This is a genomic window from Chryseobacterium sp. OSA05B, from assembly GCF_019970065.1.
In the GTDB taxonomy this organism is placed as follows: Bacteria; Bacteroidota; Bacteroidia; order Flavobacteriales; family Weeksellaceae; genus Chryseobacterium.
Genome location: NZ_JAHXYH010000006.1, coordinates 131,871 through 154,447, shown reverse-complemented (window position 1 = coordinate 154,447; position 22,577 = coordinate 131,871). Strand labels below are relative to the sequence as shown.

Here is a 22,577-nt window from a genome sequence, read left to right as displayed (position 1 = left end):
TTTGATACTTCATGAAGAAAACAAGTCATAAGGATAAAAAATAATCTTATTCAAATTTGCTCTGTAGAATCTAAGTGATCTTTATGGGATATTCAAATATTTATGAGTCTGAACTGAAGCCTGCCATTCCGGATGAGCCAGAATGAAATCTGTGATCTTTGGATACATTTCATTACGTTTGCTCCATTCGCTCTGAAGATATAACCTGCAGCTTTCAGAAACTTTTGCCGCTTGTTCGTCAGCAAATTTAAAATCATTATTATTAAAAATAATCATTTTAAGTTCGTGAGCTTTAGCATAAATTTCTTCTTTCGGAAGCCCGGTTTTCTTTGGTGAAAGGGTAATCCAGTCGATTTGTCCGCTCAAAGGATATGCTCCTGAAGTTTCAATATGTATAGTGCAGCCTAATTCTTTTAATTTAGAAGTCAAAATATCTAAATTCCACATTAATGGTTCGCCACCGGTCAACACAACAATTCTACAGTGTTTCGCGGCAGTTTCTGCAATTTCTTCAGCATTCATCAAGGGATGCAGTGTAGGATCCCAACTTTCTTTCACGTCACACCAGTGGCAGCCAACATCGCAACCTCCCAGTCTGATAAAGTAAGCTGCTTTTCCGGTATGTGCACCTTCTCCCTGAATAGTGTAAAAATGCTCCATCACAGGGAGCATTTTACCTTCTTTTAATAAAATATCTTCTTCTTTATTCATTTTAAAATTAGTCGTTATAGACCGAAGTTTTGTATGCGATGATGGTGTTCTTCATCAGCATGGCTCTGGTCATTGGGCCTACACCTCCCGGTACCGGCGTGATCCAGCCTGCTTTGGCTGCACAGCTGTCAAAATCTACGTCACCGGCAAGGTAATATCCTTTTGGAGAATCATCATCTACTCTAGTGATACCCACATCCACGATTACAGCGCCATCTTTGATCATATCTCCTTTTAAGAAATGAGGATCACCTAAAGCTGTAATAACGATATCAGCCTTTTTTGTATATTCTTCGATGTCTTTTGTATAAGAGTGGGTCAGAGTTACGGTAGAGTTACCCGGGAAATCTTTTCTTCCCATCAGGATGCTCATAGGTCTTCCTACGATCTTACTTCTTCCGATGATCACACAGTCTTTTCCTTTGGTTTCAATATTATATCTTTCCAATAATGTCAGAATCCCGAAAGGAGTGGCAGGAAGGAAAGTGTCCATTTCCAAAGCCATTTTTCCAAAATTTTCAGGGTGGAAACCATCCACATCTTTTCTTGGATCAATAGCCATAATGATTTTTTCCTGATCGATCTGGTCCGGTAAAGGAAGCTGTACGATAAAACCGTCCACAGACTTAGATTTATTCAGCTCATCGATTTTTTCCAATAGTTCAGATTCAGAAACCGTACTTGGGAATTTTACAAGCGTAGAACGGAATCCAACTTCCTCACAGTCTTTTACTTTACTGTTTACATACGCCTTGCTCGCTCCGTTGTTTCCTACAAGAATCGCTACCAGGTGCGGTGCTCTTTTCTTGCTTTCAAGGATCTTTTCCACTTCAACCTTGATCTCCGCTTTTATTTCTTTGGATACTTTAAGTCCGTCAAGAATTTCTGCCATTTTTACTTTTTTTACTTTTATTTAGATTTTATTGAATACAACAATATCCTGGAATTCATCGGCACCTTCCTTTTCTACATCGGTTCTCCAGAATCCACCTTTTACGGTTGTTACTTTTAATCCGGCTTCTGCTGCCATCCGGTTCAGCAATGGAATGCTTACCGCGATATTGGCTGCAGTTACTTTATCATCCATAAGCCTGTACCCTTCGTACTGGTGCGGAAATGGCATCGTTCCAAATTCCGTTTTAGACTCATCATACAGAAAGAATGTAGCAAGACACTGTCCGCCGCTGTTCAGAACCCGGCTGATCTCGCTCAGGTATCTTTTGATCTCAGGAATCTGCATGTGAGTGAACACTGAGAAAAGAAATGCTTTGTCAAACTGAGCATCATCATAAGGAAATGTAAAATTTTCCGCTTTTTGGCTGAAAGTATTGTACAGATCGTTATAAATCGGGGTAAACTTGAATTTAAAATTCGGATGTTTTTGACCGATATTTTTATTGCACCAGTTAATTCCTTTTTCTACAGCATCAAAACCGTCGTAGGTTCCTTCGTCAATGGTTCCGGTAAGGGCTACAGCCGTTCTACCGATCCCACATCCTATATCAAGAACCCGGTCAGTATTTCGCAAGCCAATATACTTTTTCAGTGCATTCACCTGACGGATCCCGTGAGGAATAAAGTCACTGCCTCCTACATAAATGTCCCCTTTCTTAGGCTCGTTTTTAGATCTTTTTCCGGTAAGTCCGTCATAGATGTCTATCGGGAAATAATAGATCTTTCTTCCCAAAAGCCTGAGGCCCGGAGGAAGTTTATAATAATATGACCGTAATGCAGACATCTGCTATTTGTTTCCTTTATAATAATTAATCAATCCGTTGGTAGAGCTGTCATGAGAACTTACCGCCTCATTGTTTTCAAGCTCGGGAAGGATTTTGTTGGCTAAAACTTTTCCTAATTCCACTCCAAACTGGTCGAAGCTGAAAATATTCCATATCACACCCTGAACAAAGATTTTATGCTCGTACATAGCAATCAGCTGTCCCAGTGAAAAAGGAGTTAATTCCTTGAATAATATAGAGTTGGTAGGCGTATTTCCGTGGAAGACTTTGTAATTTAACAGTTTGTCAATTTCTTCATCGCTTTTTCCTTCATTTCTCAATTCCTGTTCTACTTCCTCTTCAGATTTTCCAAAAGCAAGTGCTTCAGTCTGAGCAAAAAAGTTAGCTAAAAGCTTCGGTTGGTGATCAGAAACGGCATTGCTGCTTTTCGCATAAGCGATAAAATCTGCTGGAATAAGTTCTGTTCCCTGATGGATCAGCTGGTAAAAGGCATGTTGTCCGTTTGTTCCTGGCTCGCCCCAGATAATGGGTCCTGTTTCATATTCTACAAATTCACCGTTTCTGTCTACGCATTTTCCGTTACTTTCCATATCTCCCTGCTGAAGATAAGCTGCAAATCTGTCCAGATATTGAGAATAAGGAAGGATTGCATATGTGGTGGCAGCATAGAAATTACGGTACCAGATTCCTATTAGTCCCATTAAAACCGGGATGTTTTCTGAGAAATCTGCCGTCTGAAAATGCTGGTCCGTATCAGAAGCTCCTTTCAGAAGCTCTTCAAAGTTGTCATATCCAACTGCCAGAACAATACTAAGACCGATAGCGCTCCAAAGAGAATATCTTCCGCCTACCCAGTCCCAGAATTCAAATATATTTTCTTCTGCAATTCCGAACTTTTTAACGGCCTCAACATTAGTAGATAAAGCCACGAAATGTTTGGCAACATCTTCCTCTTTTCCTGCTTTCAGGAACCAGTCTTTCGCAGAATTGGCATTTGTCATTGTTTCCTGAGTCGTAAAGGTCTTGGAAGCAATGATGAATAATGTCGTTTCAGGATTCAGTTTTTTAACGGTTTCGGCAATGTGATTCCCGTCAACATTTGAAACGAAGTGAACGTTTAGTCTTGTTTTAAAATGCTTTAAAGCTGAACAAACCATCACTGGTCCAAGATCTGAACCTCCGATCCCGATATTCACTACATCAGTGATTTCTTTTCCGCTGAAGCCTTTGTGTTCTCCCGAAATAATTTTTTCAGAGAATACTTTCATGTGGTCAAGAACTCTTCTGATCTGAGGCTTTATATTTTCACCGTCTACGATGATCTCTTTATCTGAAAAATCCCTCAAAGCGGTATGCAGAACTGCTCTTCCTTCCGTTTCATTGATCTTGTCTCCTGAAAACATTTTGGAAATAGCATCTTTCAACTGACACTCTTCTGCCAGATGAAGTAAAAGTTCCTTCGTTCTTGAATCAATCAGGTTTTTAGAATAATCAAAAAGGAAGTTGTCCTTTTGTAGAGAAAATTCATTAAAACGATCAGGATTGTACTGGAAAAGACTTCTCAAATCAAAGTCATTTCCTGCAAAATGTTCGTCAAGAGCTTTCCAGCTTGTGGTTTGTATAGGATTTATTTTTGATAGCATACTTTAAGAATTTTGTGGATTCAGAAAATGATGGTGTGGATCAGAATGTTTAAAATCCATATCATTTAATTTCTGATGTGCAAATTTAAGGAAAAATAAAACCTCAGATAAATTTGAGCGGGATAAATAACATTTTTTTAAAAAACAAACCCCAGATCAGGTCTGAGGTTTCATGGTTATTGTTTTGTAAAAGATGGATCAGAAGATTATTCATCCATTTCGTTCAGAATGTTTTCAAGACGCTTGGCATTTCTTCCGTAAATGTATTTTGTCCATAGCACAATGCTGGTGACGATGGCTAACGTTCCGATAAGAACGCTGATGATTAAAGCCTGTTGATAAGTACTTGACATATTACCTAAAGATTCTCCTTTTTTCTCCAGTATATTATAGAACTCCAATCCTAATGTGATCATAAAGTGAGGAAGAAGAAGGAATCCGAAAGACTGGTATCTTTCCATGTTCAGTTTCAGTTCGTGGTATATTTTCCAGAGGCTGTTTTTGGTGTTTCCGTCGTACAGTTCGGTCTGCTTATAAAATTTATAGAATCCGAACAGATAGTAAGAGGAGATCACCACCAGCATCGCATATGACGTATAGTAAATAATATATTGGGATTCCGGAAAATGGAGCTGCTGCGGAAAGAAGGCGATAAGAATGACGGCAATCACCTGCATCGGAAATTCCGCTTTCATACTTTTCTGGATCTTTTCGATAGGGTGTTTGCTTTTCTTTAGCTGTTCTATGGTGTTGGGAATGTTGACGCTGTCGCTGTCTTCGTTATTCCACTGTTCTTTTAATTGATCAAAATTCATAGCCTGATTTTTTTATGATTTGCTGTATTTTTTCTTTGGTTCTGTTAAGTTTTACGCGGGCATTGCCTTCGCTCAGCCCCAGGTTGTCTCCGATTTCTTTGTGGGACATCCCTTCCATGAAATAAAAGATGACGGCTTTTTCAAGTACCTTAAGTTCCTGAACTGCAGCGTAAAAAACTTCTAACTGCTTGTCCTTTGAAGGGTTGTAGTCTTCGTGTTGAACTTCAAAATGATCCGGCACGTCGGTTTGATTATTGGTGCGCTGCTTTTCCTTTTTTAAATAAGTGATGGCGGTGTTGATGGCTACACGGTACATCCATGTAGAAAATTCACTGTTACCCTTGAAGTTCTGGTACGATTTCCACAGCTGAATAAGGATTTCCTGCTGCAGGTCTTCCCGGTCTTCCAAAGAATCCGCATAGATACGGGAGGCCTTGTACAGAATGCCTTTGTGCTGGTTGACGAGCTTTAAAAAAGCGGTTTCAGTTTGACTGCTCACGATGATTTCATGGTTTGGTTATACATTATAAGCTTGATACCGGTTTCACGGTGTATCCTTTCGCTTTCAGGAGATGGATCACTCCGTTGTCACCCATAAGATGAGCGCCTCCTACTGCAAAGAAAGAACTTTCTTTTTTCATCATCTCAGGCATTTTTTCTGCCCAGTTTTTATTTCTGTCCGTAAGCATCGCTTTTTCCTGCTCTGCGGTCATCATTTTATCATCTTTAAAGAGGGTATAAAGAGACTGTACATCTTCTTTTTTAAAAGCAGCGACCATTTCCTTGAGAAGGATTTCATATTCCTTTCCCATTTTTAACTGTTGAATGACTGCTTTCAGATCATAAGCTTTATTAATGGAGGTCATCTGATCCTCTACTTTTTCCAGCCCGAAGACTTTCTTTTTACTTTTCAGCGCATTTTTGAGAAGTTCTATTTCATACAGTTTTACTTCAGTTTGTGGACACGGAATGGCTTTCATCGAAATCAGCGCATACAATGCCTGTGAGCTGGAATTGTCCATCTTCTTTAAATCTGTTCCGTAGTCAGCGAGGATTTTATCCAGTTCCTTTGCTTCTGCAGGATTAAGCTGATCCGACAGTTTTTTATCCGTCTGATACATTTTCTGCATGGCTGTCATTTCAGCAGGATCTGTATAATTGATCTCCATGACAAACTGATCAGATTTTTCAAGAGCTTTCATCACCTTTGGCTTAATCTCAAAATCCTGACTGCACATAATATGACAGGTTCCTGCAATATAAGAAGGTTGGGTAAGGCCGTTTCCGGAAACTTCCCAGAGTGTACTGTTTTCCGGGTTGGTATTTTGAGCTTTTACCGTCATAATGGTTGCCGATAATACTGCTGCGAACCCAAGTTGTATTAAATTTTTCATATGGTTAAAGTTTTTTATTATTCATTCTTTTAAACAGTAGGTAATGGCAGGATAATGATCGTTACAATTTTTTTTGAAAAAAATAAAAAACCTCCGGTGAAGGAGGTCTGTAAAATCTAAAATTATGATGATAACCAGCTGGTTAGGATTGCTTTTGTTATTCCTGAATTTTTGTGCGTTCCGGTTTTGTAAGTTTCCTTTTTCTTAAAAAGTATACAACTGTCCCTAAAATTAAAAGTAGAGGCCAGATGGTAATAAGTCCCACAGCTATCTTTTGAATCAGGTAAAACCCTTCTACAAAGGCATTTTTAGCGTCATATAAAAAATTGAATTTATATTGATTGTCAATATTGCGGGTATTGGTTACGGCAATTTCAGCAATACGAAGTTTAGGCTCTTTAATGTAAATATCTATCGTGCTGTATTTGATATTGTCGGTGGTATCCATATTGGCGAGCTGCTGCAGATTTCCTTCCGCCATATTGTCGTTATCCAGCTGCACTTTGTCTTTATTTGTTTTCAGCTGATCGATATTTTCGCCTGTCTTTTTAATTCTTTTGCCTTCCATTTCTGCATATTTGATGTTGGAGGTTACATCTTCAGCATTGATCGTTCTGGAATTCAGGAAAAGTTTTTTATCATTAATTTTCACAAGCAATTCACCCAGTTTTTCCGTCGGAACGCGCACCTGCATCGTATTTTCTGTCTGGTACTTTTTGATGAGCATCGCGTCATTATCGGAAGTATTGTAGGTTTCCTGTGAAATCACATTGCTCTGAAGATTGCTGCGGGTCACAAATCCTCCGAGATCCTGAACTGTCTTTTCAATGGAAACGGTGGCTTCATAGACATCTTTGACTTCCATATTCACATCAGCTGTTTTAATGAACTGTTTGTCCTTTACCTTCATAGTAGCTACCGAAGAAACACTGTCTGTAACTATGGCAACTGCAGAGTCTGCAGCATAGCTTTCAGTGGAGACAGCTTCTCCTTTTTTACATGAATAAATTCCTAATAAAAGAACTGCTGCCAGAGATAATTTAATGTAAGTCGTTTTCATAGCGTTGATTTTTGTGGGTTTTCTTAGGTCAAAGTTCAGGCAGGATCCTTTGTAATATTTGAAAATCAATCGCAAAAAGTTTGTAAAGAAATATTTGTATTTTAATTTGTTGTAAATGAGTGTTTTGTAAAATAATACCTCATAGAATGACTTGTTTTCGGAGCAGTTTTTGCTTAACTTTTACAAATCAATCCCACAAAACATTACTATGTCAAATACTTTTTCCAAAATCAGAAACGCGATAGAATTATTCAGATCAATAGATTTTGACCAGCTGAGTGCTATTTCTCAAAAAGTTGATCTGCCGAAGCTGATGCAGAACTTCTCAAAACTGGATGACAAACAGTTGAACGGAATGATGAAAATGCTTGATCCCAATAAGAAAAAGCGGGAACTTCCGCCTATTGATGGTGATTTTTATGATATCTACCATACACTGACGCCGGAACAACGCGAGATCCAGCTTAAAGTAAGAGCATTCATGGAAAAAGAAGTGAAACCTTTAGTGAATCATTACTGGCTCAGAGATGAATTCCCTTTTGAACTCATTCCCAAATTCCAGAAACTGAATATCTGCGGTGTAACCTACGATGGATACGGCTGTCCGGGCATGCCTTTTCTGATGGAAGGCGTTATTGCGATGGAAATGGCGAGAATAGATGCTTCTATTGCGACTTTCTTCGGCGTTCAGTCAGGGCTGGCGATGGGCTCTATTTATATTTGCGGATCGGAAGAACAGAAACAGAAATGGCTTCCTCAGATGCAGAAATTTGAAAAAATAGGAGCTTTTGGCCTCACAGAACCTGAAGTAGGATCTGGAGCAGCGGGCGGCCTGACAGTAACCTGTAAAAAAACTGAGGAAGGCTGGATTCTTAACGGCCAGAAAAAATGGATCGGAAATGCAACATTTGCAGACCTGATCATTATCTGGGCAAGAGACCTCGATAGTGGCGAAGTGAAAGGATTTATTGTAGAAAAAGACAATCCGGGCTATTCCGTTGAGAAAATAAAAGGTAAAATGGCACTGAGAATTGTGCAAAATGGATTAATCACCTTGAAGGATTGTCTGGTAACCGAAGAAAACCGTCTTCAAAATGCCAATTCATTTAAAGATACAGGAAAAGTACTGCGTATGACCAGAGCCGGAGTGGCATGGATGGCCACAGGTTGCGCGAGAGGAGCCTATGAAAGCGCATTACAATATACCAGAACCAGAGAGCAGTTCGGGAAACCTATTGCCTCATTTCAAATGATCCAGGGGCATCTGGTGGAAATGCTTTCCAATCTTACGGCCATGCAGACCATGGTTTTCAGATTGTCCGAAATGCAGGATGAAGGAATTTTAAAAGACGAGCATGCCTCACTAGCCAAAGTTTTCTGTACTCTGAGAACCAGAGATATTGTTTCCAGAGCAAGAGAAGTAATGGGAGGAAATGGTATTCTCCTAGAATATGATGTGGCCAGATTCGTGGCCGATGCTGAAGCCATCTATTCTTATGAAGGAACAAAAGAGATCAATTCACTGATTGTGGGAAGATCTATTACCGGATTCAGTGCGTTTGTATAGATAAAAGGTCAGGTAGCAGATAAAAGGTTGCAGGTTAATGCGTGCTTTGTTACCTGCCACCTGCTACCTTTTCAACTAATCAAAGCCTTATATTTCTCCCGGTCATCAATAATTGCCCAAATATTGATCAGGAACATGACTACAGCTGTGATGATCCCCATCTGGTTCGGGTCTCTGTATATATTATGAATAACAATTCCCACCATAACAGGAAGGAGGATAATAGCGCCCAAAGCTTTGGTCTTCTGGAAGATAAATAGGACTCCGCCAACAATTTCTACGATTCCCACTAAGGGTAGCAGCCAGCCGATTTCCCCGAATGCAGCAAAGATCTTTATCTGCTCATCGGACATCTTAGGCATTGGTGAATAGTGAAAGAACTTGTTCAGTCCTGCATGAATAAACATCAATGCAAAGATGAACGAAAGGATAAATTTTACGATTTTCATGATTGTTGATTTTATATCAAATGTATAACAAAAATGATATTCGTTTATGTATTGCTATTAAAATTTGTTAATGTTGTTTGTTTTTCTCTGTAGTGGGAGTATTTCTGATTTTCATTTAATATCTTTGTCATTCAAATTAAACTAAACAATCGTATTATGTTGAAAAAACTTCAAAAATTAGATCGGGAGAATTTAAAGAAAATTAATGGAGGTGGAAGAGAGCCAATCTGTGATATCGGACCGGTAGGTTGTCCTTGTAAAATTCCACCGGGAGACCCTTGCTTAGGAGGAGGTGGCGGCGGTACCAATCCGGGAACGGATTTAGGATACTGTCCGGACAATCAGTCTTACATTCCTTGCGACCAGATCTGCCCAAGCGGAATGAGCCCGTTCTGCGCTGCTATAGTTTAAAAATAATGGCTGTCTTTTTTAAGGCAGCCCTCTTTTTTTATAAGTAATGGGTAATGAGCAATAAGTAATAACTACTATTTGTCCTTATATGTTACTCATTACCCATTGCTTATTATTCATGATTAATCCATTTCCTTCAGCGTAATATTCTTAGAAATCTTGTAACTCTTCTTCTTTTTGTTAGGTTTTTCTTCCTCCCCGAGCAGTTTACCCCATGGTTTTAATCCATCTACTCTTTCAAAGATAATTTTAATGATGGCAATGGCCGGAATACAAAGAAACATACCTGCAATTCCCCAAAGATGTTCGCCTAAAATAATGCCTATAAAAGAGAACAGGGCATTGATCTTTACTTTTGAACCCACTACAAATGGAAGAACGATATTTCCGTCAATAATGTGAATGGCAATATATCCAATGGCTACATACACACAGGTAGATGGTGTTCCGGTGGCAAAGGCGATGAAACATGAAATTAAAAGGGAAATACAGATTCCCAGATAAGGAATAACGTTGAGTAACCCTGTCAAAACAGCAAGTAGGATCGCATATTTTACGCCTAAAATGGTTAGAACAATAGAAGAAAGAATAGAAACAATCAAAACCTGCAGGCATAGCCCGAAAATATATTTTTTCGTCATTACCCGGATTTCGGTGACTACTTCCTGTACGCTGGCTTTATGCTTTTCGTTAAAAACCGTTACAATGAAATTATTAAGAATTCTTCTGTAGTTTAAGATAAAGATAAAAAACAGCGTGAAGAATACAATAAAGCCAAATCCACTTGAAAATATCCCGAAAGTGAAACCAAGAATCACTCCCGAAGAGGATAGCAGTTTATTCAAACCCTGATTAATATAATCAAGCTGTTCATCGATTTTTACGTTGAATGTTTTTGAAATCCAGTGCTGCAGATTATTAAAAACTGTGGTCATCTGATCTCTGAGATGCGGCAGGTCTTTACTGAAATCGGAAAGCTGTGATCCGAAAAAATAAATAATCCCGGCTAAAATAGCGAGCATCACGAAAACCGAAGTCATCGTGGAGATGGATCTTGGAAATCTTAATCTTCTTTCCATGAAAGTCGCGGCCGGAAGAAACAGCATGGCCATTAAAAAAGCCAGGAAGAAAGGAGCTAAAATGCTCTGTCCAAGCGCTAACAGGTAACCGAGACCAATGATGGAAATGGTGACCATTGTCAATTTAACAAGAAACGGGAGTCTAAGGAAATTCATAATTTTTCAAATCTGTCGGATAAAAATAAGAAAACACAACTAATTAATTGGGTGTTTTGGTTTAATTAACATAATTCTTTTTCAAAGGGAAGATGCCGGAACAGCGCCGTGTGGTATGTATTTTCTTTAAAATAATTTCAACGATTTTTATTATTAATGGGCAATGTAGATTTTGAAAATCTCGCGCAGATTTCTCAGATTGTACAGGTCTGTTTGTTTTACTGAAGAAAATCTTAGATTTTTATAAAACTTAAGCGCTCTTCCTATGCGCAATGTATTGAGCTAAAGATCACTTAATTTTTAAAAGACGTTTGCACCCTTTGTGGTCAAACAAAAAACGCACCCCAGATATAATCTGAGACGCGTTTCCTTATTGAGAGTTGATATGTTCTGAATTATTTTTCGATTGCAAAATCGATCACATCTTCCATTCTGTTTACATAATGAACAGTCAGGTCTTTAAGATAATCTTTTTTGATCTCCTCTACATCTTTTCTGTTGGCTTCACATAGAATCACCTCTTTGATGCCTGCTCTTGTGGCAGCCAGAAGTTTTTCTTTGATTCCGCCTACAGGAAGTACTTTTCCTCTTAACGTTATTTCTCCCGTCATCGCAAGGTGAGGTTTCACTTTCTTGTTCTTAAATGAAGAAACCATGGATGTAAGCATAGCAATACCTGCAGACGGTCCGTCCTTAGGAGTTGCGCCTTCCGGAACGTGAACGTGGATGTTCTTCTTATCCAGATCTTCCTGTGCGATTCCCAGGTCATCATGTCTGGCTTTGATATATTCCAGTGCAATGGTTGCGGATTCTTTCATCACTGTTCCTAGATTTCCGGTCATGGTAAGACTTCCTTTTCCGTTGCTTAAAATGCTTTCGATGTATAAAATATCTCCGCCCACATTTGTCCAGGCCAAACCGGTCACAACACCAGGAACCCCTGTAATTTCAGACAGACTTTTAGGTCTTGGTACACCCAGGATTTCATCTATTTTTTCAATAGTGATTTTTGGATCGTATTCCTTTATCAGAGCGGTCTGAAGTGCCACCCATCTTGCAATGGATGCAATTCTTTTCTCTAATGTTCTTACACCGCTTTCTGAAGTGTGTGCTTCAATGATATGTTTAAGTTCAGGATTTCCAAGCTTAAATGATTTCGCATCCAAACCGTTTTCTTCCTGTTGTTTCTTAATTAAATGTCTTTTCGCGATTTCCGTTTTCTCTTCCATCGTATATCCGGCGATCTGAATAATTTCCGTTCTGTCGAGAAGAGGAGTCTGTATTGTTGAAAGTGAATTGGCCGTGGCAATGAACATCACTTTGGAAAGGTCATAGCCCATTTCTAAGAAATTATCATAGAACGCATTATTCTGTTCAGGATCAAGAACTTCTAAAAGCGCAGAACTTGGATCCCCGTGAAGTCCCTGAGCAATTTTATCAATTTCATCAAGAACGATTACCGGGTTGGAAGTGCCTGATTTCTTGATGGATTGCAGAATTCTTCCCGCCATAGCTCCGATGTAGGTTTTTCTGTGTCCACGGATTTCGCTTTCGTCATGAAGTCCACCTAAAGATAATCTTACATACTTTCTTCCCAAAGCATCAGCAACGGATTTTCCTAAAGATGTTTTTCCTACTCCCGGAGGCCCTACAAGCAAAAGGATAGGGGATTTCATGTTGTTTTTAAGCTTCAAAACAGCCATGTGCTCCAGGATCCTTTTCTTAATATCTTCAAGTCCGAAGTGGGCTTTATCTAAAGTTTTTTCAGCTTTTGCAATATCGAAAACGTCTTTTGTGTAGGTTTCCCACGGAAGATCTGTGAAGAAATCAAGATAATTTCTCTGAACGTTGTAATCCGGAGAATTCGGGTTCTGACGCTGCAGTCTGTTGATCTCCTTCTGGAAATGATCTTCCACTTCCTGGTTCCACTTCTTTTTTCTTGCTTTCATGATCAGGTCTTCCACATCGCTTTCCGGACCGCCTCCCAATTCATCCTGGATGGTTCTGATCTGCTGGTTCAGAAAATATTCTCTCTGCTGTTTATCAAGATCCTTTGAAGTTTTCTGATGGATCTGATTTCTCAATTCCAGTTTTCTGAAATCCTCATGCATCATTTCGTAGCACTTGTTGGCTCTTTCCATCAGGCTTTTTTCCTCAAGAAGTCTTTGCTTTTCGATGGAAGGGAAGCTGGAGTTGGTGCATATGAAATTAAGCAGATCATCATTATTATTGATATTCTTAATCGCAAAATTGGCTGCATTCGGAATATTCGGATCCAGTTCAATGATTTTTAATGCAAGATCTTTGATGTTCTCAAGAAGAGCATCGTATTCTTCCCTGTTTTTAGGCTTGGAATCTTTTAATTTGGTGATTTCTGCTTTGAAATAAGGCTGGCTTTCCACGATCTTTTTGATCTTAAATCTGTGGAAACCTTTAGTAATCGCTGTAATGTTACCTTCCGGCAATTTGATGATCTTAATGATCTTGGCAAGCGTACCGGTCTGATACATATCTTTCTCGGCAGGCTGCTCCAGATCTGAGTTTTTCTGGCTCACGATCCCAATGAAATCACCATTTTTCTGTGCTTCTTCAAGCAGCTGTATCGATGTTTTTCTTCCGGCAGTAATGGGAATTACTACGTTTGGAAACATGACCATATTTCTTACGGGAAGTATAGGGAATATTTTCTGTTCGGAATTCTTATCAGTCTCCGAAAAGTCTGAAAGATTGATCTCTTCGGCTACAATGTCAAACCCATCGCTGATCATTTCCTCTAAACTGATATCTTCAAATTCTGTCATAGTTAATGAAATGACAAATTGTCATCTTCGTTTTAAATCGTTAAAATGATATTTTACAATATGCGCTGAAAACGTGCAGCGTATTATGGTTCTCTAAATTGCACAATACCTATGCCATTTGTTTTTTGCTAAAAAATATGGTCAAAATTTCCTTTTTTCAATAATCTTTCATTTTAAAAATTAAAATAAAGGACTTCTGCTTCTCTAATTTCTTAAAAATGTGTATTTTCGCAAACTGATAAAAAACTATAATATATAAAATGGCAATTTTAGGACAGATTAGGAGTAAGCCTTGGCTTTTGATGGGAGTGATCGCATTGGCGCTTTTAGCGTTTCTCGTAAACCCAGACAGTATCGACAAGGTTTTTGGAAAAAATCCTGATGTTTTAGGAAAAGTAAACGGTGAGAAAGTCACCCGCGAAGAGTTCAATGATCAGCTTTTCGTACTGCAGCAGCAGGCTGAACAACAGGGTCGTCCAAAAACGGGACTGGAAGAGCAGGCTTGGCAGTTACTTGTACAATCTAAACTTATCAAGCAGCAGTTTGAGAAATTGGGCTTTGAGATGACTGACGACTATTTCTGGAATCAGATCCAGTATGATCAGATGTTTGCCCAGCAACAGCAGTTCTTTGATGAGAAAGGTAATTTTAAAACTCAAGAGCTTAAAAAAGAAATTGAAACATTAAAAGGCACCAATCCGGAAGGCTACAACCAATGGTTGAAAACCAGAAAAACAGTTGAATACAGACTGATGGCAAGACAGGTGTTTACTAATATTTCAGCAGGTATCACTACTGGCAAGAAAGAAGCTGAAGAGCTGATGAAGCAGAGAGACCAGTTAGCTGACATCGATTTTGTAAAGATCGACTATGCAGCATATCTTCAGAAAACGAAGATCAACGTTACTACGGCAGACCTTGAAAACTACATCAAGCAACACCCTGTAATGTTTAAAGCAGAACCTAGCAGAAATGTTGGAATCGTATATTTTCCTTCTACACCTAGCCCTGCAGATGATGCAGCAGCTCAGAAGGAAATCAATAAACTATTCTCAGGCGGTACAGACGCAAGCGGTGGAGCAGAAAACTTCCAGAACACGAAGAATGACTCTATGTTTGTAATGGCTAATTCTGATATGCCTTTCAACAACCAGTATGCAAAACCTAACCAATTGCCTCAGAACATTCAGGGACAGATTGCAACGGCTGCTATCGGACAGACGTTCGGACCATACAAGGAGCAGAACTTCTATGTAGTTTCAAAACTTTTGGATAAAAAGACTTCTGATTCTACATTGTCAAGACATATCCTGATCGCTTTCAAAGGAAGCCCTGCAGGAGAAGGGGTAACGAGATCCAAAGAGCAGGCTAAGAAATTGGCAGACTCTATCGGAGCTATCGTTAAAGCTACTCCAGCTAAATTTACAGAGTTTTTAAAACTTTCTAACGACCCAAGTTCAGCAGCTCAGGCAGGTAGCTTAGGATGGACGACTCCGGAAACGCCTTTCGTACCGGAATTCCTTACTTACTTAGCGAATAACCCTAAAGGTGCTACAGGTGTTGTAGAAACACAGTTCGGATACCATATCATCAATATTGAAGATAAAAAACCAGGGTCTATGAGCTATAAAGTGGCTAACCTTGTGAAAGAAGTGAAGCCATCAGACGCTACAGAAGCAGAGTCTGATAAAAAAGCAAGAAGATTCATTCAGCAGGTTCAGGGGAAATCTTTCAACGATTTCGTGAATATTGCTAAAAAAGGAAACTATCAGTTCTCCAATCCTAAAGCAGCCAAAAGATTTGACGGACAGCTTCAGGGTCTTGGTACCGATAAAGACGGAGAGATCTTAGCCTGGGCTTTTGATAAGAAAAGATCCAAAGGAGATTCGGAATTATTTACTGTAGAAGGTACGGGAGATAAGATTGTAGTATATCTTAACGGAAAACAGGAGGCAGGTCTTGCAGATCCTGAATCAGTAAGAGATCAGATCGAAGTGATTGTTAAAAATAAATTAGCAGCAAAACAGATCTCTGATAAAATTGCAGCAGCTAAAGCTTCCAACCTTGATCAGATCGCTAAATTATTTGCTTCTACAAAACAGGCTGCTCAGGTTAATATGCTTAACCCTTCAGTAGCAGGTTCTATGGAGCCTAAAGTTACCGGTGCAGCTTTCGGTGTGGCGAAAGGAAAACTTTCTAACCCTATCGAAGGTGGAACAGGAGTTTATGTTCTGATCAAAAAATCTGAAACTATAAACAAGCAGCCGGGTGACCTTAAGCAGTTTACAGAATCTATTACCCAGAGAAATGCTGGTATGTTCGGACAGGCTTGGATGAAGAGTCTTCAGGATAATGCAGATATCGAAGATTACAGAATCGAGATCTGGAATAAGATCGGAAACCAACAACAGTAAGAAATTTATTTTTACAGATATAAAGCGGCAGAATTTTCTGTCGCTTTTTTGTATTTAACGCAGAATAATAAAGAAAAAGATTAATTTAAAATGTGTTATATTTGCTCATTAGAAAAAAATTAGCAAGTGAAGTTCAGTAAAGAAATAAAAGCTGGTGTGATCGCACTTTTGGCTATTGTAGGTTTTGTAGTGTTGTTTCAATTCATGAAAGGCAGAAGCCTTTTTACCACCGATAATATATTTTACGCAAAATACGATAACGTAGAAGGACTGGCACAGTCGTCTGCGGTTTCCATCAATGGTCTGAAAGTAGGGCAAGTCGATAAGATTATCCCGAGGACAGCAAAAGACGGAAAAATCAGTTTTATCGTAAAAATTACGGTAGATGACAAGTTCGAGTTTTCGAAAAATTCAACCCTTGAAATCTTTGAACCGGGTCTTATGTCCGGAAAAGAGATGAGAGTAAATCTTATGTACGGCGGTCAGACGGCCAAAGACGGAGATACACTTCAGGGAGCTTTCAAACTGGGAACGCTGGGAAGTCTTTCTTCTCAGGTTGGTCCGGTGAAAGATCAGCTGCAGACTGTTTTACATCGTGTAGACTCTCTAATGGCTAATGCCAACCTATTGGTAGATGCACAGAACAGAGCAGAGATCAAAGCGTTACTTTCCAACCTTAATAAGACGGTAGGTGCTTTACAAGCTACCGCAGGAAGTGTAAATACCCTTGTAGGACATAATGATCCTAAACTTCAGAAAGTCCTTGATGATGCAGCGATTACCATGCAAAGTGGTAAAGTAACATTGGATAAATACGGGAATCTTGCAGAAAGCATTGATACCAAAAAGTTGAATTCAACAATAGCGAATTTAGACGCAACCGTTGGAAAACTTAATCAGGTAATTTCAGGAGTTGATAATGGACAGGGAAGCTTAGGTAAACTCATGAAGGATGAGCAGCTTTACAATAATCTTAATTCTGCTTCTACCAACCTGAATTCATTAATTGAAGACATGAAAGCCAATCCTAAGAGATATATTAATTTCTCAGTTTTCGGTAAGAATAATAAAGACTAATCACCTTATGCAGTACATCGATAACATTATTTTTCTGATCTTATTAATTGCTGGATTTGGGCTGTTTGCAAAAAGCCTGCAAAAGATTTACAGAAATATTAAGCTGGGAAGAGAAATCAACAGAAGCGACAGGAAATCTGAGCGCTGGGAAACCATGGCCAGAGTCGCGATGGGCCAGAGCAAAATGGTAAAACGTCCTGTAGCCGGTATTCTTCACCTTTTTGTTTACGTAGGTTTTGTGATTATCAATATTGAATTGATCGAAATTATCGTTGACGGAATCTTTGGAACCCACAGATTTTTAGCTTCCATTTTCGGACATGGTTTCTACAACTTTTTTACAGCGACTTTAGAAATTCTGGCGTTGCTTGTAGTAATCGGAGTAGTTGTGTTTTTCATCAGAAGAAATTTTTATGGCGTTAAAAGACTCACCATGAAAGAACTTTTCGGATGGCCGAAAAATGATGCCAACTGGATCCTTATCATTGAATTTGCCCTTATGATGGCGTTCTTTAGTATGAATTCTGCAGATTATGTTCTGCAGATGAGAGGTGTTCTTGCGGAGCATGGCAGCTTTCCGATCAGCGAAATGACATTAGTTCCGTTTTTAGAGATTTTCAGTTTTGATAACGGGTTTCTGATGTTTGTTGAAAAAGGAGCTTGGTGGTTCCACTTTGTGGGGATTCTTTTCTTCATGAATTATCTTTATTACTCAAAACACCTTCATATCATTTTGGCGTTTCCAAGTACTTGGTTTGCGAATCTTGATAAAAAAGGAAAATTCAATAATCTTGATTCTGTAACCAAGGAAATTAAATTAATGATGGATCCTAACGCTGATCCTTACGCCGCACCGGCTGAGGGAGATGCTGCAGAAGTTCCGTCTAAATTTGGAGCAGAAGATGTATTTGACCTTAATCAGGTACAGTTGCTTAATGCCTATTCCTGTACGGAATGTGGGAGATGTACTTCGGTATGTCCTGCCAATATCACCGGGAAAAAACTTTCTCCGAGACTGATCCTGATGAAAACAAGAGACAGGCTGGAAGAAGTAGGCAGAAACATTGACAAAAACGGAAAATTCGAAGACGACGGTAAGAAGCTTCTGAATGATTATATTACCAAAGAAGAACTTTGGGCGTGTACCACGTGTAATGCATGTACGGAAGCATGTCCGGTGTTGCTGGATCCGCTTTCTATAATTTTCGAAATGAGAAGATTCCTTGTGATGGAGCAGTCTGCTGCACCTCAGGAACTGAATCTGATGATGACGAACGTAGAAAACAATGCTGCTCCTTGGCAGTATAACCAGGCAGACCGTTTGAACTGGGCAAATGATTAATTAATGTAACAATGTAAAATAATGTAGCAATGTAGCAATCATTGGTAAACTGGTACATTGACATATTGGTAAATTTGAAAAAATGGATTTCAATATAAAAACAATGGCAGAATATGCTGCCGAAGGAAAATCCCCGGAAGTTTTATTTTGGGTGGGATGTGCAGGAAGTTTTGACGACCGTGCCAAAAAGATAACGAAAGCATTTTGCAAGATATTAAACAAAATAGACGTTGAATTTGCTGTTCTGGGACAGGAAGAAAGCTGTACCGGAGATCCTGCAAAAAGAGCAGGAAACGAATTCGTTTTCCAGATGATGGCCCTTACCAATATCGAGGTCCTGAATGCTTACGAAGTGAAAAAGATCGTTACGGCATGTCCTCACTGTTTCAACACCCTTAAAAATGAATACCCAAGCCTGGGAGGACATTATGAAGTGGTGCACCATACTCAGTTTCTGAAAACCTTAATGGAAGAAGGAAGACTGAAGATCGAAGGAGGAGCTTTTAAAGGAAAAAAGATCACTTTCCACGATCCATGCTACCTCGGAAGAGCCAATAATGAGTATGAAGCTCCAAGAATTCTTCTTGAAAAACTGGACGCTGAGCTTGTAGAAATGAAACGTTGCAAAACTAACGGTTTATGTTGTGGAGCAGGAGGTGCACAGATGTTTAAAGAACCTGAAAAAGGAAACAAAGACATCAATATTGAAAGAACGGAAGAAGCTTTATCTTTTCAGCCTAAAGTAATAGCTACAGGATGTCCGTTCTGTAACACAATGATGACAGACGGTGTAAAGCACTTTAATAAAAACGAAGAAGTAGCTGTAAAAGATATTGTAGAACTTCTTGCTGAGGCAGAAGATTTATAATAACAGTACTAAAGATATATAAAAACTCAAGCATAAGCTTGGGTTTTTGTTGATTATAAACTCAGGAATATTTCTTAATTTTATACTTTAAAATTGACAGGATATGAAAATTGAAGAATCCAGTATAGTAGAAACCAGCGACTACAGAGTCATTATATACCCCGCATCAAGACCTTTTGAAACAAAGGAAGCAAAAGCCATCACCGAAAAACTGTTCGATTTCCTTGCGACTTGGGCAGCACACGGAAAACCGCTTGATTCATCCTTTAAAATCGAAAAAAATCAGTTTATCGTGGTATGTGTAGACGAGGAGAAAGAAATGGCTTCAGGATGCAGCATTGACGCCTTAGGGAAGATCATGCGTGAGATCGATGAACAGTATCAGCTAGGCCTTTTCGATAGAATGAAAGCGAGCTTTGTACAGAATAATGAAATAAAGACCCTGAAACTTCAGGACTTTAAATCTCAGCTGAGAAGCGGCGAATTGCCAAAAGATATTCAGGTATTTGATTTTTCTAAAAATACCTATCTGGATTTTCTAAGTCACTTTCTTCTGCCATTCGAGAAAAGCTGGGCAGCCGGGATCGCTTAAACCTATATAAAATACAATCTACTAGAACTTTAGATTGACGCCTTCAGGAAGTTTTCTGTTAAAAACAGTCTTTGTGAAGTCTTCAATATAAGGTTCTTTTTGTTTGATCACCTTACATGGATTTCCCACCGCGATGGAGTTGGACGGAATATCTTTCGCAACGATGGAACCCGCCCCGATGACTACATTGTCCCCGATTTGTACCCCGGGAAGGATTACAGAATTGGTTCCCACAAAAACATTATTTCCGATAACAATTGGCCCGCATTCATCATGGATGCTGTGGTCATTATGGTTATGGTTCGCAGAAATTAAAGACGTTCCCGCTCCGAAACCTACATTGTGCCCGATAATGATGCCGTTGTTTGCCTGAATATAAATATTGGGGTTATCACCCGGGTCACACATTATTCCCTTTTTAATCTTCGTATGATTCCTTACTTCTGAAGTAAAATGTACCGGCCAAGGAACGTTTCCGTTTATTCTCAGGATTTTTTGAGGAACCAGATAATGGAAAAAAAGAACATGAGGGAGCATGTACTCATATTTTTGACGGTAGTATTCCGGATAGAAAAAATTATTAATTCTATGGAAAATCTGGTATTCAATAAATTTTTTAAACGGATTCATTTTTCTTCAGGATAAACATGATGTAAAAATACAAAAATCCATAGCCTATAAATAAAAACAGGGAAAAAATACCCACCAGATAAGAGATTCCTTTTTCTTTTCCAATGAAGATTGCTGCCATATTGGCGAGGAATAAATAAATATTAAAGATCAGCGCTACATTATTTCTCTTTAAGATAGTAAGAATATCAGCAATAGGATTGATAAGGCTTCGGGTAAGGTATCCGAATGACATCAGGAAGATAAACAGTCCGAGATGCTCCCAGTTTTTATTAAAAAATAGTTCCAATACAGGAATTCCGGCTACGTTGACTAAGATGTATAACCCGAAAATAATGTAAAAATTCATTAAGCTCATCTTTTTGGTATACGCAAACAGTTCACTTCTGCTTCGGCCTCTGTTGTTAAGTTCAGCAGCCCTGGGATAATACACCGTTGCGATGGAAGACGAGATCAGAAGAAGCGGGACAGACATGATTTTCACCGCTAAAGAATATTCTCCCAGCAGCGAATCCGCAAAATAAAGCGAAATCAGGATGGGCATAATATTATTACCCAAAGCATTGATCAGTGTGGAAGGATAGGCGTATTTAAAAAGTTCCGGCCTTTTTTTCGCATTGTCTATATATTTTTTCAGATCCGGTTTTACAAAATATTTTCTGCAGCAATAAAGAGCGGCAAGAAAAGCAGCAATATACCCGATCAGGCTCCCGATTACAAGACCATTTTCTATCTTGATAAAGACAAATACCACCTGAAACAAAAAGCTCACCACGGAATCTACGATGGTAAGTACTGAAACCAGTTTAAACAGTTTTTTTTTGGCCAGCAGAAACTTGGCATTATTGGTGAATAAATACAGAAAACCGGAAAAGATCCCAAGAAATACGATGTTTTTAGGAATGTCAAAGGGAATAATGATCAGCAAAAAAGCCAGAATCATTACTGCTGCTGAAATAATTCCCGCCGTACTGAAATTATTATTCACTTCCCCATCATCTCCTTCAAGCATAATCAGATGTTCCTGAGCAAGGCTGAGTACTACCGTAAATATACTCATGATACTGAGGTAGATACTGAAAATACCATATTCAGATGAGCCGTAATATTTGGCCAGCAAAAGCCCGCCGATCACTAAAACAAACTTGGAAATAAAGTTCCCCTTAAAGATGGTGGTGATGTGGCTGCCGTTTAATCTTTTGAGTTTGTTTAAAAACATGGTAAAATATTACGAGAACAAATATATAATTATACATTTGCATAAAAAAAATTATTGAAAATTAACGGAAGATGAAATCTAAGCTAAATCATATTTTCATACTTAAACTTATAGCTGTCCTTTTTTTAATGGTTTCATGCGGAAATGATGATGATTCTTTACAGAGAATCGATCAGATTATGAATTTCTCCATAAAAAATGCGGCAGGGCAGGATCTGATGAACCCTAAAAAGGCAGGTTCCTATACCAGTTATTCTGTGAATGACGATAACGGAGCTACCGCTGTGGCAGCCGTGGCTGTTCCGCTTAGAATGACAACGGATTCCCTATATTATTTTGAATACATTAAAGGAGCGAAAAGGATTATAAAGGATTCTGTCAGCCCTGATAACAGAACCTATAAATCGAATCTGACTTTTACACTGAGTAAAATTGTAAATAATCAGACGGTGAGTGTCACGGATGCTATGGAAATCCGTTACCGGTGGACGCCATCCGTATTTCAGATTTCAGAGGTGCTGTACAATGGGGAGGTGGTATTTTCAAAAGCTGCAGACGCTCCCAATGCGATAAATACCTTTACTATCAGAAAATAATTTAAATTTGTAAA

General features: G+C 38.9%; 21 protein-coding genes. 8 read left to right on the top strand and 13 right to left on the bottom strand.

The window, feature by feature from the left end:
- Window positions 1-81: 81 nt before the first annotated feature.
- From LC419_RS20505 to LC419_RS20470, 8 genes are all read right to left on the bottom strand, one after another.
- Window positions 82-711, bottom strand: coding sequence for a 7-carboxy-7-deazaguanine synthase QueE (locus LC419_RS20505; RefSeq protein WP_223609092.1), 630 nt, complete (start codon window positions 709-711; stop codon window positions 82-84).
- Window positions 712-718: 7 nt separating this feature from the next.
- Window positions 719-1,603, bottom strand: a complete 885-nt coding sequence (locus tag LC419_RS20500) for a bifunctional 5,10-methylenetetrahydrofolate dehydrogenase/5,10-methenyltetrahydrofolate cyclohydrolase (protein ID WP_223609091.1) — start codon at window positions 1,601-1,603, stop codon at window positions 719-721.
- Between the two features lie 21 nt (window positions 1,604-1,624).
- Window positions 1,625-2,449, bottom strand: a complete 825-nt coding sequence (locus LC419_RS20495) for a class I SAM-dependent methyltransferase (RefSeq protein ID WP_223609090.1) — start codon at window positions 2,447-2,449, stop codon at window positions 1,625-1,627.
- Between the two features lie 3 nt (window positions 2,450-2,452).
- Complete coding sequence (gene pgi, locus LC419_RS20490; RefSeq protein ID WP_223609089.1) at window positions 2,453-4,093, bottom strand: glucose-6-phosphate isomerase; 1,641 nt, start codon at window positions 4,091-4,093, stop codon at window positions 2,453-2,455.
- A 206-nt stretch (window positions 4,094-4,299) separates the two neighbouring features.
- A complete protein-coding gene (locus tag LC419_RS20485; RefSeq protein ID WP_223609088.1) occupies window positions 4,300-4,908 on the bottom strand; it encodes a hypothetical protein in 609 nt (202 codons plus the stop codon).
- On the bottom strand, window positions 4,898-5,407 hold the full coding sequence (locus LC419_RS20480) for an RNA polymerase sigma factor (protein WP_223609087.1): 510 nt from the start codon (window positions 5,405-5,407) through the stop codon (window positions 4,898-4,900). The genes LC419_RS20485 and LC419_RS20480 overlap by 11 nt, the downstream gene beginning before the upstream one ends.
- A gap of 25 nt (window positions 5,408-5,432) precedes the next feature.
- On the bottom strand, window positions 5,433-6,302 hold the full coding sequence (locus tag LC419_RS20475; RefSeq protein ID WP_223609086.1) for a TraB/GumN family protein: 870 nt from the start codon (window positions 6,300-6,302) through the stop codon (window positions 5,433-5,435).
- Between the two features lie 157 nt (window positions 6,303-6,459).
- Window positions 6,460-7,362: a DUF4349 domain-containing protein gene (locus tag LC419_RS20470; protein WP_223609085.1), complete on the bottom strand. Its 903-nt coding sequence runs from the start codon at window positions 7,360-7,362 to the stop codon at window positions 6,460-6,462.
- Between the two features lie 208 nt (window positions 7,363-7,570).
- On the opposite strand from LC419_RS20470, the gene LC419_RS20465 reads away from it, so the two are divergent.
- Window positions 7,571-8,929 (top strand): acyl-CoA dehydrogenase family protein, encoded by a 1,359-nt coding sequence (locus LC419_RS20465; protein ID WP_223609084.1) that lies wholly within the window; start codon window positions 7,571-7,573, stop codon window positions 8,927-8,929.
- 71 nt (window positions 8,930-9,000) lie between these two features.
- Here the strand turns inward: LC419_RS20465 and LC419_RS20460 are convergent, their stop codons facing one another.
- A complete protein-coding gene (locus LC419_RS20460; RefSeq protein ID WP_223609083.1) occupies window positions 9,001-9,378 on the bottom strand; it encodes a DoxX family protein in 378 nt (125 codons plus the stop codon).
- A 156-nt stretch (window positions 9,379-9,534) separates the two neighbouring features.
- On the opposite strand from LC419_RS20460, the gene LC419_RS20455 reads away from it, so the two are divergent.
- Window positions 9,535-9,789 (top strand): hypothetical protein, encoded by a 255-nt coding sequence (locus tag LC419_RS20455; RefSeq protein WP_223609082.1) that lies wholly within the window; start codon window positions 9,535-9,537, stop codon window positions 9,787-9,789.
- Between the two features lie 122 nt (window positions 9,790-9,911).
- Here the strand turns inward: LC419_RS20455 and LC419_RS20450 are convergent, their stop codons facing one another.
- Together LC419_RS20450 and lon are read right to left on the bottom strand one after the other, a co-directional pair.
- On the bottom strand, window positions 9,912-11,024 hold the full coding sequence (locus LC419_RS20450) for an AI-2E family transporter (RefSeq protein ID WP_223609081.1): 1,113 nt from the start codon (window positions 11,022-11,024) through the stop codon (window positions 9,912-9,914).
- A gap of 395 nt (window positions 11,025-11,419) precedes the next feature.
- A complete protein-coding gene (gene lon, locus LC419_RS20445) occupies window positions 11,420-13,825 on the bottom strand; it encodes an endopeptidase La (RefSeq protein WP_223609080.1) in 2,406 nt (801 codons plus the stop codon).
- A gap of 260 nt (window positions 13,826-14,085) precedes the next feature.
- On the opposite strand from lon, the gene LC419_RS20440 reads away from it, so the two are divergent.
- From LC419_RS20440 to LC419_RS20420, 5 genes are all read left to right on the top strand, one after another.
- Window positions 14,086-16,239, top strand: coding sequence for a SurA N-terminal domain-containing protein (locus LC419_RS20440; protein WP_223609079.1), 2,154 nt, complete (start codon window positions 14,086-14,088; stop codon window positions 16,237-16,239).
- A 126-nt stretch (window positions 16,240-16,365) separates the two neighbouring features.
- Window positions 16,366-17,316 (top strand): MlaD family protein, encoded by a 951-nt coding sequence (locus tag LC419_RS20435; protein WP_223609078.1) that lies wholly within the window; start codon window positions 16,366-16,368, stop codon window positions 17,314-17,316.
- 7 nt (window positions 17,317-17,323) lie between these two features.
- Window positions 17,324-18,658: a (Fe-S)-binding protein gene (locus tag LC419_RS20430; RefSeq protein WP_223609077.1), complete on the top strand. Its 1,335-nt coding sequence runs from the start codon at window positions 17,324-17,326 to the stop codon at window positions 18,656-18,658.
- 82 nt (window positions 18,659-18,740) lie between these two features.
- Window positions 18,741-19,526 (top strand): (Fe-S)-binding protein, encoded by a 786-nt coding sequence (locus LC419_RS20425; RefSeq protein ID WP_223609076.1) that lies wholly within the window; start codon window positions 18,741-18,743, stop codon window positions 19,524-19,526.
- Window positions 19,527-19,629: 103 nt separating this feature from the next.
- Complete coding sequence (locus tag LC419_RS20420; RefSeq protein WP_223609075.1) at window positions 19,630-20,118, top strand: hypothetical protein; 489 nt, start codon at window positions 19,630-19,632, stop codon at window positions 20,116-20,118.
- 21 nt (window positions 20,119-20,139) lie between these two features.
- On the opposite strand, the gene LC419_RS20415 is transcribed toward LC419_RS20420, so the two are convergent.
- Both LC419_RS20415 and LC419_RS20410 read right to left on the bottom strand, forming a co-directional pair.
- Window positions 20,140-20,748, bottom strand: coding sequence for a DapH/DapD/GlmU-related protein (locus tag LC419_RS20415; protein ID WP_223609074.1), 609 nt, complete (start codon window positions 20,746-20,748; stop codon window positions 20,140-20,142).
- Window positions 20,735-21,967: an oligosaccharide flippase family protein gene (locus LC419_RS20410; RefSeq protein ID WP_223609073.1), complete on the bottom strand. Its 1,233-nt coding sequence runs from the start codon at window positions 21,965-21,967 to the stop codon at window positions 20,735-20,737. Before LC419_RS20410 ends, LC419_RS20415 begins: the two co-directional genes overlap by 14 nt.
- Window positions 21,968-22,038: 71 nt before the next feature.
- Between LC419_RS20410 and LC419_RS20405 the strand changes: the two genes are divergently transcribed.
- The gene (locus LC419_RS20405) at window positions 22,039-22,563 is read left to right on the top strand and encodes a hypothetical protein (protein WP_223609072.1); all 525 of its coding nucleotides are present in this window, start codon (window positions 22,039-22,041) and stop codon (window positions 22,561-22,563) included.
- Window positions 22,564-22,577 lie beyond the last annotated feature (14 nt).